Raw genomic sequence first — 12,125 nt, forward strand, 5'->3', positions numbered from 1 at the left:
CCTCGCGCCCCGAGTCACAGGGCGCCCCCGCCGCCTCGCGGCGTAAATTGACGGCATGGCAACCCCGCTGCTCCCGAACTCCCGCACAGAGCCCGACGGTTCAGCCCTCATCCGCGTCCTGAGCTACAACATCCGCTCGATGCGCGACGACACGGATGCCCTGGCCAGGGTCATCACCGCCTGCGCCCCCGACCTGGTCCTCATCCAGGAAGCCCCCCGCTTCTTCCGCTGGCGCAAGAAACTCGCCCGGCTGGCCGCCGCCTGCGGCCAGGTCGTCCTCACCGGCGGCGCCACCGCCGCGGGTCCCGCGATCCTCGGTTCGCTCCGGGCCACCGTCGAGCGAACCGAGGACGTACTGCTGCCGCTCACCCCGGGCCTGCACAGGCGCGGCTTCGCCACGGCGGTCATCAGATTCGGCGGTGCCCGCCTGGGTGTGCTCAGCTGCCACCTCAGCCTCCAGAAGGACGAGCGCCACGAGCAGGGCGGCATGCTCCTCGACCGCCTCGCCGGTCTGGGCGTGGAACACGCCGTCGCGGGCGGTGACCTCAACGAACGCCCCGACGGCCGCACCTTCCGCCACCTCGCCGCGACCCTCCAGGACTGCCGTGGCACGGCACCCTGGGGCGGCGAGTTCACCTCCACTCCGGCCGACCCCCACCAGCGCATCGACGCGATCTTCGCCACCAAGGGCGTCGAAGTACTGGGCTGCGGCGTCCCGCTGGACCAGCCGGGCGTCACCCGGGCCGACCTGGCCGCGGCCACCGACCACCTTCCGGTGCTGGCCGCGCTCCGGGTTCCGGCGGCCTGACCGCGCGGCTCGGGCGGGGTGCCCGGCGGGCCCGGCACCCCGTCAGCTCAGACCACGGCCCCCCGCCCGGGATCGCCGTCCTCGTCGTCGTCCGTCCGCATCCGCGTCACCAGCGTCGCGAAGCCGCCGAGGAAGCCGCCGATGCCGAGGGTCGTCAGCCACCAGGTCATGTCCCAGCCCAGCAGCACCGCGAGCAGCAGCAGGACCGGGCCGCCCACGACGCCCAGCCAGGCGAACTTGGCGGTCGGGTCGGCGGCCGGCAGCGGCGGCGGCTCGGGCGGTACGAAGTGGCCCTCGTCCTCCTCGTCGAAGTCGTCCTCGGAGGGCTCGGACGTGGAGTAGTCGCGCGGGCCGACACCGGGCGCGAAGGAGACCGAGCTGCCCAGTGGCGGCGCGGGTCGCGGATCGGCCGAGTCGTCCCGGTCGGACCCGGCGTCCTTCTCGAGCAGCGCGAGATCCTCCACCGGCTTGAAGGGCCTGGTGCCCGGCGGGTCCGGCGGTTCCTCGCCGTACCCGGCGACGATGGCCCGCCAGACGGCGCTCTCGTCGAAGGGCACCCCCTGCTCGTCCGGCTCGCGCTCCTCGCGGTTGTCGCGGTCGGAGTCGTGCTCAGCCAACTGCGGCCGTCCCTTCCTTGCCGACACTGGGTGCGAGCCGGCCGATGAAGGCGAGGCTCTCCTCGAAGATCCGGTCCGCATCCTCGTCCAACGTCGCCACGTGGTAGCTGTGTTCCAGCACCAGCTCCGACACGTCCGTGGAGGACACCCGGCTCAGCACCCGGGCCGAGTCCGCCGCCGGGACGACATGGTCCTGGGCACTGCGCAGCAGCAGCAACGGCTGGGTGACCTGGGGCAGTTCGCCGTCCAGCCGGCGCAGGAACACCCGCAGCGAGTGCGCCGCGTGCAGCGGTACGCGGTCGTACCCCAGCTCCGCCGCGCCCTCCTTGGCGATGTCGCTGGCGATGCCCTTCGTCGTCCGAACGAGATGCCGGGCGACGGGCAGGGCGTACGCCGACAGGCCGTGCACCTTGTTCGCCGGGTTGACGGCCACCACGCCCGAGACCCGCTCGCCGTGCCGCGCGGCCAGCCGCAGCGCCAGCGCCCCGCCCATCGACAGGCCCGCGACGAACACCCGCGAACAGCGCTCGGAGAGCAGGCGCACCTCGCGGTCCACCTCCGCGTACCAGTCCTGCCAGCCGGTGACCTGCATGTCCTCCCAGCGGGTGCCGTGGCCCGGCAGCAGTGGCAGCGACACGGTCAGGCCGTGGGCCGCGTGGTGCTCCGCCCAGGGGCGCAGCGACTGGGGTGAGCCGGTGAAGCCGTGACAGAGGAGGACGCCCGCATCCCCGCCCTCGTGGCGGTACGGCTCGGCTCCGGGGAGAACCGGCACCTTTCGACTCTCCTGTTCCTGGGAGGGCCTCCTCCGGAGCCGGCGGAACTCGTCCGGTGACCGGTGGAGGCGGGAAGAAACGCGCGGATGTGGTTCACCGTACGCGACCGCACTGACACCGACCAGGGTCGTCGGGTCCTTCGGCGGTCCACCGGGTTAAGGTCTGTTCGACGCAAACAGGAGGCACACGGGTGTTGTACGGCACGATGAAGGTCGCCATCGGCGGGCCGCTGAAGGTCGCCTTCAGGCCCTGGGTGGAAGGCATGGAGAACATTCCGGCCGAGGGCCCCGCCATCCTGGCCAGCAACCACCTGTCCTTCTCGGACTCGTTCTTCCTGCCGGCCGTCCTGAACCGCAAGGTCACCTTCATCGCGAAGGCCGAGTACTTCACCACCCCCGGCGTGAAGGGCCGTCTGACCGCGGCCTTCTTCAAGGGCGTCGGCCAGCTCCCGGTGGACCGCTCCGGGGCGCGCGGGGCCGGCGAGGCGGCGATCAAGAGCGGCACAGACGTGCTGGAGCGCGGCGAGCTGTTCGGCATCTACCCGGAGGGCACCCGCTCGCCCGACGGCCGGCTCTACCGGGGCAAGCCCGGCGGCCTCGCGCGCGTGGCGCTCGCCACCGGCGCGCCGGTCATCCCGGTCGCGATGATCGACACGGAGAAGATCCAGCCGCCCGGCAAGGTGATGCCCAAGCTGATGCGGCCCGGCATCCGCATCGGCAGGCCCATGGACTTCAGCCGTTACCAGGGCATGGAGCACGACCGCTTCGTGCTGCGCGCCCTGACCGACGAGGTCATGTACGAGATCATGAAGCTCTCCGGCCAGGAGTACGTCGACATGTACGCGACCGCCGCCAAGCGGCAGATCGCGGAGGCGGCGAAGGCGGCCAGGGAAGCGGAGAAGAAGAAGACCGAGGGGTAGCGGCGGAGTCGGGGAGCCGGGGGGCGGGGGGTATGCCCAAGCGCGAGCGTGTCATGAGAATGTCGGTCGAGTTGCCGCTGTGGCGCGCGCTCACCGGCTACCGCGTGCTGACCATGCTGTACGCCATCGGCCTGTGCGCCACCGCGTACTCCCACTTCGTACGCCCCTGGCTGGCCGTCGCCTACTACGCCGTCCTGGTCGTCTGGACCCTCGCCACGCTGCCCAAGGTGGCGAGCGCGGCCGCCTGTACCAAGCGCTTCCTGGCCGCCGACCTGACCGTCGCCCTCACCGGCATCCTGCTCACCCCGTTCGCCGACAACCACGAGCGGATCGCGGGCGGCGGCCCCACCCTGCCGTCGATATGGACCGCCGGTTCGGTGCTGGCCTTCGCCATCAAGGGCGGCTGGCGCTGGGCGGCCGTCGCCTCCACGGCGGTGGCCGCGGTCAACCTGATCGAGCGCGGCAGGCCCGCCCGGGACACCGTGCACAACGTGGTCCTCGTCTGGGTGGCCTCCATCGCCATCGGCTACGTCGTGGAGGTGGCCCGCGCCTCCGAGCGCACCCTCGCCCGCGCCCTGGAGATCGAGGCCGCGACCCGGGAGCGGGAGCGGCTGGCCCGGGACATCCACGACAGCGTGCTGCAGGTCCTGGCCATGGTGAAGCGCCGGGGCGCGGCCCTCGGCGGCGAGGCGGCCGAGCTGGGCCGCCTCGCCGGGGAGCAGGAGGTGGCCCTGCGCACCCTGGTCTCCGGCGGTCTGGTGCCGGTGTCCCGGGTGTCGGAGGACGCGGCCGCCGGAGCCGTCGTACGTGCCGTCGAGGAGCCGTACGGGGACGAGCCGGCCGGCCCGGTCGACCTGCGCTCCCTGCTCGCCCCCTACGCGTGCGGCCGGGTCAGCCTCGCCGAGCCCGGCGCCCCGGTGCCGTTGCCGCCTGCCGCGGCCCGGGAGGTGGCGGCGGCGGTCGGAGCCGCCCTGGACAACGTCCGCGGGCACGCCGGCGAGGAGGCCCGGGCCTGGATCCTGGTCGAGGACGAGCCGGACGAGATCGTCGTGACCGTCCGGGACGACGGTCCCGGCATCCCCGAGGGGCGGCTCACCCAGGCCGAGGGGGAGGGCCGACTCGGGGTGGCCCAGTCGATCCGCGGGCGGCTGCGGGACCTCGGCGGCAGCGCCGAGCTGATCTCCGTCCCCGGGCAGGGCACGGAAGTCGAACTGAAGGTACCGAAGGGCGCCGCACAGGCGCGGGGGAAGAAGGCGGAGCAGCGATGACACGGCAACAGGACCCGATCAGGGTCATGGTGGTCGACGACCACCCCATGTGGCGCGACGCGGTCGCCCGGGACCTGACCGAGTCCGGCTTCGAGGTGGTCGCCACCGCCGGCGACGGCGAGCAGGCGGTCCGCCGCGCCAGGGCCGCCGCCCCCGACGTCCTCGTGCTGGACCTCAACCTGCCCGCCAAGCCCGGCGTCCAGGTCTGCAAGGAACTGGTCGCCCACAACCCGGCGTTGCGTGTCCTGGTCCTCTCGGCGAGCGGTGAGCACGCCGACGTCCTGGAGGCGGTCAAGTCCGGCGCGACCGGCTATCTGCTGAAGTCGGCCTCCACCGAGGAACTGCTGGACGCGGTCCGCCGTACCGCCGTCGGCGACCCGGTGTTCACGCCGGGCCTCGCCGGGCTGGTGCTCGGCGAGTACCGCCGCCTGGCCTCCGAGCCCGCGCCCGCCCCCGACACCGACGCGCCCGGGGCACCCCGGCTGACCGACCGGGAGACGGAGGTGCTGCGGCTGGTGGCCAAGGGCCTGAGCTACAAGCAGATCGCCGAACGCCTCGTCATCTCCCATCGCACCGTCCAGAACCACGTCCAGAACACCCTCGGCAAGCTCCAGTTGCACAACCGGGTCGAGCTGGTGCGGTACGCCATAGAGCGCGGACTCGACGACGAGTAGCGCCGGCCGGCATTCCGGCAACGCACCCGAATCACCCTTCCCGCCTCTCCCGATGTGACGCGAATCACCATTAGCGTGACTGAGCGTCAGGCAAGCGCGGCGAAGGGACATTTCCATGCGGGTCGGAGTACTGACCGGAGGCGGCGACTGCCCCGGGCTCAACGCCGTCATCCGGGGCATCGTGCGCAAGGGCGTGCAGGAGTACGGCTACGACTTCGTCGGCTTCCGGGACGGCTGGCGGGGTCCGCTCGAGAACGACACGGTCCGCCTCGACATCCCCGCGGTGCGCGGCATCCTGCCCCGCGGCGGCACCATCCTCGGCTCCTCGCGGACCAACCCCCTCAAGGTGGAGAACGGCATCCGCCGCATCAAGGAGAACCTGGTCAAGCAGGAGGTCGAGGCCCTCATCGCGATCGGCGGCGAGGACACCCTGGGGGTCGCCGCGCGCATGTCCGACGAGTACGGCGTGCCGTGCGTGGGCGTACCGAAGACCATCGACAACGACCTGTCCGCCACCGACTACACCTTCGGCTTCGACACGGCTGTCAACATCGCCACCGAGGCCATCGACCGCCTGCACACCACGGCCGAGTCCCATATGCGGGTCCTGGTCTGCGAGGTGATGGGCCGCCACGCCGGCTGGATCGCCCTCCACTCGGGCCTCGCCGGCGGCGCCAACGTCATCCTCATTCCCGAACAGCGCTTCGACCTGGACCAGGTGTGCGCCTGGATCACCTCCCGCTTCAAGGCGTCGTACGCCCCGATCGTCGTCATCGCCGAGGGCGCCATGCCGAAGGACGGCGACGTGGTCCTCAAGGACGGGTCGCTGGACTCCTTCGGGCACGTCCGCCTCTCCGGGGTCGGCGAGTGGCTGGCCAAGGAGATCGAGAAGCGCACCGGCAAGGAGGCCCGCACCACGGTCCTCGGGCACATCCAGCGCGGTGGCACCCCCAGTGCCTTCGACCGCTGGCTCGCCACCCGCTTCGGCCTGCATGCCATCGAGGCCGTCCACGACGGCGACTTCGGCACGATGGTCGCCCTGCGCGGCACGGACATCGTCCGCGTACCGATCGCCGAGGCGACGGCCAGACTGAAGACGGTGGACCCGAAGCTGTACGAGGAGGTGGGGGTGTTCTTCGGCTGACGGGAACTCCCGCTCGAGCGCCGGCCGGCGGTACCCGGTCCGTCCGGCGCTCGAGGAGGAGGCCGTTCAGGCCGAAGCGGGGGTCCGGGGGCGGCAGCCCCCGGACAGCTGCCCGACGAGTTCCCGTACGACCGCCGCACCGTTCAGGGTGAGGACCGACTCCGGGTGGAACTGCACCCCGGCGAACCCGGGGCCCCGTACCGCGTGCACCTCGCCGTTCGCCGCCCGGCTCAGCTCGACCCCGTGCGCGGCCAGCTCCCGGGCCGCATCCTCGTCGCAGCGGGCCACGAAGCTGTTGTAGAAGCCGACGGTCTCGGGCCGCCCGAACAGGTCGATCGTCGTCTGCGCCCCCTGGTACGGGACCTCCTTGCGGACGATGTCCAGCCCCAGTTCGGCGGCGATCAGCTCGTGCCCCAGGCACACACCCAGCACCCCGTGCCGGTGCTCCCGGATCACCCTGGCGGCCAGCGCCCGCAGGAACCGCATCTTCGGGTCGGTCACATCGGAAGGGTCGCCCGGACCGGGCCCGAGCACCACCGGCCCCTCGTGCCCGAGCACGGCCGCCCGCAGCCCCGGCTCGTCGTAGCGCCGCACCGTGACCTCGAGCCCGCCCGAGCGCAGGACGTGCGCCAGCATCGCGGTGAAGGTGTCCTCGCCGTCGACGACGAGGGCGTGGCCGGTCAGCTCCCGGCCCTGCTCCTGCATCCGCAGCCAGAACGGCGCCAGCGCCGAACGCCGGCCGTCCAGCACGGCCCGCACCCGCGGGTCGTCGGCCAGCCGGGGCCGGTCCCGTTCCGGACGCGGCCGGGACGGCCGTACCCCGAGGGCCGCCAGCACGCCCGCCGCCTTCGCGTGGGTCTCCGCCACCTCGGCCGCCGGGTCCGAACCGCGCACCAGCGTCGCCCCGACCGGGACGCGCAGCCGGCCGTCGGAGGAGATGTCGGCGGTGCGGATCAGGATGGGGGAGTCCAGGGTCTGGGCGCCGCCGGAGTCCCGCCCGAGCAGGGCCAGCGCGCCCGCGTAGTAGGCCCGGCCCACGCCATCGGGCCCGAGGGGCTCGTACCGCTCGATCACCCGGCACGCGTTCTGCACCGGCGACCCGGTGACGGTCGCCGCGAACATGGTCTCCCTCAGCACCTCCCGCACGTCCAGCGAGGACTTCCCGCGCAGCTCGTACTCGGTGTGCGCGAGGTGCGTCATCTCCTTCAGCCGTGGTCCGACGACCACCCCGCCCCGGTCGCCGACGGTGCACATCATCTTCAGTTCCTCGTCGACGACCATGGACAGCTCCTCGATCTCCTTGCCGTCGGCGAGGAAGTCCAGCAGGCGCTCCGGCGTCGGCCCCTCGGCCGGATAGCGGTACGTCCCGCTGATCGGGTTCATCACGACGGTCCCGCCGGACATCCGGACGTGCGCCTCGGGACTGGCCCCGACCAGCGTCCGGTCCCCGGTGTGCACGACGAACGTCCAGTACGCCCCCCGCTCATCCTCCAGCAGCCGCCGGAACAGCGCGAGCGCGTCCGCTCGGCCGAACCCGGGGATCTCGCCCTCGTACGTCCGCCGGATCACGAAGTTCGCGCCCTCGCCCCGGCCGATCTCCTCGCGCAGCACCCGTCCGACGATCTCGGCGTACTCCTCGTCGCCGACGTCGAAGCCGCCGCCCTCGACCCGCACCTCGTGCGCGGGCAGCTCCCGGAGCGCCTCGGCCGGCGGGATCTCGTACGACTCCTCGGGCGTCAGGACCAGCAACGGGGTGCCGTCGTCGCGGACGTCGAAGCCGCGTTCGCGGATCTGCCGGAACGGGACCAGTGCGAGCCCCTCGTCGGGGAGGTCGGCGAGCCGGTCGCGGCTGGTCACCGGGCCGATCAGCACCTCCACCGGCTGCTCGTCGCGGCCCGGGGCGCTACGGCGGAGCAGGGCGAAGGGGCGGGGGTCGGACAGCAGGTCGCGCAGGTTCACGGGTCGGGCTCCTTCTCGATCTTCTGATGGAGAGGAACGACCCCGGGAAACACCGAAGGCCGCCCCTCGGGCGGCCTTCGCGAAGTCTGGTGTACGCGCGATCAGTGGGCCGCCGGAGAAGCGGTCCACCACCAGTTCTGGATCGAAAGCGCGAACATGCGAGGCACCCTACCCCATCCACCGGCCGTCCACGCTTCAATAGCCCCGTCTCACCTTTTGAGCCAGAGGAAAGAACATCCGACACGACCCCGTAATGTTTACGAGGTGACCGTGAACGCTAAGACCAGCCCGAGCGCTGGCAACACCTGGCGAAACCTGCCCGCGGCGCAGCAGCCCGAGTACCCCGACCCCGAGGCTCTGCGCGCAGTGATCGCGGACCTCGAGTCGTATCCGCCGCTCGTCTTCGCGGGCGAGTGCGACCAGCTGCGCGCCCGGATGGCGGCCGTCGCCAAGGGAGAGGCGTTCCTCCTCCAGGGTGGCGACTGTGCCGAAGCCTTCGACGCGGTGTCCGCCGACCACATCCGCAACAAGCTCAAGACGCTCCTCCAGATGGGTGCCGTTCTGACCTACGCGGCCTCCGTGCCCGTGGTGAAGGTCGGCCGGATCGCGGGGCAGTACTCCAAGCCGCGCTCCAAGGGCACCGAGACCCGCGACGGCGTGACCCTGCCGACCTACCGCGGCGACTCGGTCAACGGCTTCGACTTCAACGAGGCCGCCCGCATCCCGGACCCCGAGCGCCTGAAGCGGATGTACAACGCGTCCGCCTCCACGCTCAACCTGGTGCGCGCCTTCACCACCGGCGGCTACGCCGACCTGCGCCAGGTGCACGCCTGGAACCAGGACTTCGTGCGGACCTCGCCGTCGGGCCAGCGCTACGAGCAGCTCGCGCGCGAGATCGACAACGCGCTGCACTTCATGCGGGCCTGCGGCACCGACCCGGAGGAGTTCAAGACCGTCGAGTTCTACTCGTCGCACGAGGCGCTGCTGCTGGACTACGAGTCCGCCCTGACCCGGGTCGACTCCCGCACCGGCAAGCTGTACGACGTCTCCGCGCACATGGTGTGGATCGGTGAGCGCACCCGGCAGCTGGACCACGCGCACATCGAGTTCGCCTCGAAGATCCGCAACCCCATCGGCATCAAGCTCGGCCCGAGCACGACGGCCGAGGAGGCGCTGCAGTACATCGACCGCCTCGACCCCGAGCGGGAGCCGGGCCGGCTGACCTTCATCGTCCGCATGGGCGCCGGCAAGATCCGCGACAAGCTCCCCGAGCTGGTGGAGAAGGTCACGGCGTCCGGCGCCACGGTCGCCTGGGTGACGGACCCGATGCACGGCAACACCTTCGAGGCGGCCTCCGGGCACAAGACCCGGCGCTTCGACGACGTGCTCGACGAGGTCAAGGGCTTCTTCGAGGTCCACAAGGCGATCGGCACCCACCCGGGCGGCATCCATGTGGAGCTGACCGGCGACGACGTCACCGAGTGCGTGGGCGGCGGCGACGAGATCTTCGTCGACGACCTGCACCAGCGCTACGAGACGGCCTGCGACCCGCGCCTGAACCGCAGCCAGTCGCTGGACCTGGCGTTCCTCGTGGCCGAGATGTACCGGGACCAGTAGTCGTCCCGGGGTGCCCTGGGGCGCGGATCACACCTGATCCGCGCCCCATCCACTTTTACGGGCGCCGTGTGATGGGTAAGGTTAGGTTTGCCTCACCGGGAACGGGATGGCAGTGAGACAGCGATCCCGTCGGGAGGTGAGCCGCGTGTACGTCTGCAGTTGCTTCGGCATCACCGAGCAGCAGGTCCAGCAGCACGCGGAGAAGGGTGCCTGCACCCCGCGCCAGATAGCCTCCGCCTGCAAGGCCGGCACCGACTGCGGATCGTGCGTACGCCGCATCCAGGCCATCCTCGGCCGGGGCGCCTGCCCGCGCCGGGAACTCGCCGAGCGGGGCCGGTCCGTCCTGACGCCTCTGGACGAGGCCGCCTAGCTCTCACGCCTCTGGACGAGGCCGCCTAGCTCTCACGCCTCTGGACGAGGCCGCCTAGCTCTCACGCCTCTGGACGAGGCCGCCTAGCTCTCCGGCTGCTCGATCAGCTGGGCGATGTAGAGCGCCTCGCCGAGCTTCTCCAGCAGCTCCAGCTGGGTGTCGAGGTAGTCGATGTGGTGCTCCTCGTCGGCGAGGATGTCCTCGAAGATGTTCGCCGACGTGATGTCGCCCTTCTCCCGCATCACCTTGATGCCCCGCCGGAGCCGGTCGATCGCCTCCACCTCGATCTGCCGGTCCGCCTCGAACATCTCCCGGACCGTCTGCCCCACCCGCACGTGGAACAGCCGCTGGTAGTTGGGCAGCCCCTCCAGGAACAGGATCCGGTCGGTGAGCACCTCCGCGTGCTTCATCTCGTCGAACGACTCGTGCCGCGTGTACTTGGCGAGCTTCGTCCAGCCGAAGTTCTCCTGCATCTTCGCGTGCAGGAAGTACTGGTTGATCGCGGTCAGCTCGCCGGTGAGCTGCTCGTTGAGGAACTCGATGACCTCGGGGTCGCCCTGCATCGCAGCGGGCTCCTTCCACACGAAGGGACGGGGAGGTGTGCGGCGGCATGATTGCACCAGTGGAGAAGATCGTCCAGTAAGTGCGTACTTAGTAAGTACGTGCTGAGTTGGTAGTCCTTGTCCGATTCCGTTGGGCGTGGTCAAGGGCACTGCCCGAGGTCTGTCAGGATGGATACATGGGGCATCCGGTGGAGCGAGAGTCTGGAGCGGCGGCAGGGCCCGAGCTACCGCCGGGGCAGCGGCTCCAGCGCGGCTGGCCGGTCACGCACTACGGGCCCGTCCCCAAGTTCCGGTCCGAGCGCTGGGAGTTCCGGGTCTTCGGCGCCACCGCCGACGGCGACAAGCGCACCTGGAACCACGCGGAGTTCACGGCCCTGCCGTACACCACCGTGGTGGCCGATCTGCACTGCGTGACGAAGTTCAGCATGGTCGGCGCGGAGTGGGGCGGCGTCCCGGCCCGCGCGATCCTGGACCTGGCCCCGCCGGCTCCGGACGTCACCCATGTGATGGTCTGGGCGGAGTACGGCTTCAGCTCGAACCTGCGCCTGGCGGACTTCGCCTCGGACCGCACGCTCTTCGCCACCCACAAGGACGGCGAACTCCTCACCGCCGAGCACGGCTTCCCGGTCCGCCTGATCGTGCCCCACCTGTACGCCTGGAAGGGTCCGAAGTGGGTCCGCGGTGTGGAGTACATGACCGCCGACCGCCGCGGCTTCTGGGAGGAGCGCGGCTACCACAACATCGGCGATCCCTGGAAGGAACAGCGCTACTCCTACCAGGAGGAGCCCGGGGACGGCCCCGAGCTCTGACTCCTGCTCTCCGGGTGCGTCAGTGGTGGTACTGGTGCACCACGGCGTGCCCCTTGCCCCGTCCGATCGTCCACTTGTTGACCGGGGTCGTCACCACGAAGGCGATCACCAGCGAGGCGGCCAGTGAGACCCAGAACAGCGCCTCGGCCAGGGTGGCGTCCATCGCCGACGGCCAGACCAGGATCACGCCGTTGTCGATCAGCTCCATCACGGCGATGGACAGGGTGTCCGCGGCCAGCGCCACGCGGAAGGCGGTGCGGAAGTCGACGCCGGCCCGCAGGACCCCGCGCAGGGTGAGCGAGTAACCGAAGAAGAACGCCAGGACGATCGCCAGCAGGGTGGTCGGCAGGTTGCCCCACCCGAGCGCCGTGCCGACGATCATGCCGAGCACCTCGCCGATGGCGCAGCCGGTGAGGCAGTGCAGCGTGGCCTGGACGGCCGTCGACCAGGAGGCGGCCGAAGCGGGACCGTGGTGCTGGTGCTGGTGCTGGTGCTGGTGCTGGTGCTGGTGCTGGTGCTGGTGCTGGTGCGCCTGCTCGGGCTCGTGTTCGGTATGGGCCGAGTGGTCCATGATTTCCCCCATGTCGAGTGACGGTTCCTGCGT

General features: G+C 71.1%; 14 protein-coding genes. 8 read left to right on the forward strand and 6 right to left on the reverse strand.

The genetic code is table 11. From position 1 onward, the window contains the following. Positions 1–55 precede the first annotated feature (55 nt). Entirely contained in the window at positions 56–808 is a 753-nt protein-coding gene (locus tag AC07C1_RS31725; protein ID WP_478944607.1) for an endonuclease/exonuclease/phosphatase family protein, read from the forward strand. A 47-nt stretch (positions 809–855) separates the two neighbouring features. Here the strand turns inward: AC07C1_RS31725 and AC07C1_RS31730 are convergent, their stop codons facing one another. Further along, positions 856–1,425 carry a hypothetical protein gene (locus AC07C1_RS31730; RefSeq protein ID WP_478944609.1) on the reverse strand — a complete coding sequence of 190 codons (570 nt, stop codon included), beginning with the start codon at positions 1,423–1,425 and terminating at the stop codon, positions 856–858. Then, complete coding sequence (locus tag AC07C1_RS31735) at positions 1,418–2,197, reverse strand: alpha/beta hydrolase (RefSeq protein WP_478944611.1); 780 nt, start codon at positions 2,195–2,197, stop codon at positions 1,418–1,420. Before AC07C1_RS31735 ends, AC07C1_RS31730 begins: the two co-directional genes overlap by 8 nt. Before the next feature lie 191 nt (positions 2,198–2,388). On the opposite strand from AC07C1_RS31735, the gene AC07C1_RS31740 reads away from it, so the two are divergent. The 4 genes from AC07C1_RS31740 to AC07C1_RS31755 all read left to right on the forward strand — a co-directional run bounded on the left by AC07C1_RS31740 (position 2,389) and on the right by AC07C1_RS31755 (position 6,203). Continuing rightward, on the forward strand, positions 2,389–3,117 hold the full coding sequence (locus tag AC07C1_RS31740) for a lysophospholipid acyltransferase family protein (RefSeq protein ID WP_478944613.1): 729 nt from the start codon (positions 2,389–2,391) through the stop codon (positions 3,115–3,117). A gap of 32 nt (positions 3,118–3,149) precedes the next feature. Further along, a complete protein-coding gene (gene macS / locus AC07C1_RS31745) occupies positions 3,150–4,385 on the forward strand; it encodes a MacS family sensor histidine kinase (RefSeq protein WP_478944614.1) in 1,236 nt (411 codons plus the stop codon). Beyond that, positions 4,382–5,059 (forward strand): response regulator, encoded by a 678-nt coding sequence (locus tag AC07C1_RS31750; protein WP_478944615.1) that lies wholly within the window; start codon positions 4,382–4,384, stop codon positions 5,057–5,059. Before macS ends, AC07C1_RS31750 begins: the two co-directional genes overlap by 4 nt. A 115-nt stretch (positions 5,060–5,174) precedes the next feature. Beyond that, complete coding sequence (locus AC07C1_RS31755; protein ID WP_478944616.1) at positions 5,175–6,203, forward strand: 6-phosphofructokinase; 1,029 nt, start codon at positions 5,175–5,177, stop codon at positions 6,201–6,203. 66 nt (positions 6,204–6,269) lie between these two features. Here AC07C1_RS31755 and AC07C1_RS31760 read toward each other — a convergent pair whose 3' ends face one another. Both AC07C1_RS31760 and AC07C1_RS31765 read right to left on the reverse strand, forming a co-directional pair. After that, entirely contained in the window at positions 6,270–8,162 is a 1,893-nt protein-coding gene (locus AC07C1_RS31760) for an anthranilate synthase family protein (protein WP_478944617.1), read from the reverse strand. 101 nt (positions 8,163–8,263) lie between these two features. Further along, complete coding sequence (locus AC07C1_RS31765; RefSeq protein WP_073894098.1) at positions 8,264–8,320, reverse strand: trp operon leader peptide; 57 nt, start codon at positions 8,318–8,320, stop codon at positions 8,264–8,266. Positions 8,321–8,426: 106 nt separating this feature from the next. On the opposite strand from AC07C1_RS31765, the gene AC07C1_RS31770 reads away from it, so the two are divergent. Further along, positions 8,427–9,779: a class II 3-deoxy-7-phosphoheptulonate synthase gene (locus AC07C1_RS31770; protein WP_478944619.1), complete on the forward strand. Its 1,353-nt coding sequence runs from the start codon at positions 8,427–8,429 to the stop codon at positions 9,777–9,779. Positions 9,780–9,915: 136 nt separating this feature from the next. After that, a complete protein-coding gene (locus tag AC07C1_RS31775; protein WP_478944621.1) occupies positions 9,916–10,149 on the forward strand; it encodes a (2Fe-2S)-binding protein in 234 nt (77 codons plus the stop codon). Between the two features lie 83 nt (positions 10,150–10,232). Here AC07C1_RS31775 and bfr read toward each other — a convergent pair whose 3' ends face one another. Continuing rightward, positions 10,233–10,712 carry a bacterioferritin gene (gene bfr, locus AC07C1_RS31780; RefSeq protein WP_478944623.1) on the reverse strand — a complete coding sequence of 160 codons (480 nt, stop codon included), beginning with the start codon at positions 10,710–10,712 and terminating at the stop codon, positions 10,233–10,235. A 176-nt stretch (positions 10,713–10,888) separates the two neighbouring features. Between bfr and AC07C1_RS31785 the strand changes: the two genes are divergently transcribed. Beyond that, complete coding sequence (locus tag AC07C1_RS31785) at positions 10,889–11,521, forward strand: sulfite oxidase-like oxidoreductase (protein ID WP_478944625.1); 633 nt, start codon at positions 10,889–10,891, stop codon at positions 11,519–11,521. Positions 11,522–11,540: 19 nt separating this feature from the next. Here the strand turns inward: AC07C1_RS31785 and AC07C1_RS31790 are convergent, their stop codons facing one another. After that, entirely contained in the window at positions 11,541–12,104 is a 564-nt protein-coding gene (locus tag AC07C1_RS31790) for a DUF4396 domain-containing protein (RefSeq protein ID WP_478944626.1), read from the reverse strand. Positions 12,105–12,125 lie beyond the last annotated feature (21 nt).

The sequence above is a fragment of the Streptomyces sp. NPDC045022 genome (genome assembly GCF_056432605.1).

Coding starts and splice junctions, on each gene's coding strand:
- AC07C1_RS31725 (WP_478944607.1), top strand. CDS start 56: ATGGCAACCCCGCTGCTCCCGAACTCCCGCACAGAGCCCGACGGTTCA.
- macS (WP_478944614.1), top strand. CDS start 3,150: ATGCCCAAGCGCGAGCGTGTCATGAGAATGTCGGTCGAGTTGCCGCTG.
- AC07C1_RS31750 (WP_478944615.1), top strand. CDS start 4,382: ATGACACGGCAACAGGACCCGATCAGGGTCATGGTGGTCGACGACCAC.
- AC07C1_RS31755 (WP_478944616.1), top strand. CDS start 5,175: ATGCGGGTCGGAGTACTGACCGGAGGCGGCGACTGCCCCGGGCTCAAC.
- bfr (WP_478944623.1), bottom strand. CDS start 10,712: ATGCAGGGCGACCCCGAGGTCATCGAGTTCCTCAACGAGCAGCTCACC.
- AC07C1_RS31785 (WP_478944625.1), top strand. CDS start 10,889: ATGGGGCATCCGGTGGAGCGAGAGTCTGGAGCGGCGGCAGGGCCCGAG.
- AC07C1_RS31790 (WP_478944626.1), bottom strand. CDS start 12,104: ATGGGGGAAATCATGGACCACTCGGCCCATACCGAACACGAGCCCGAG.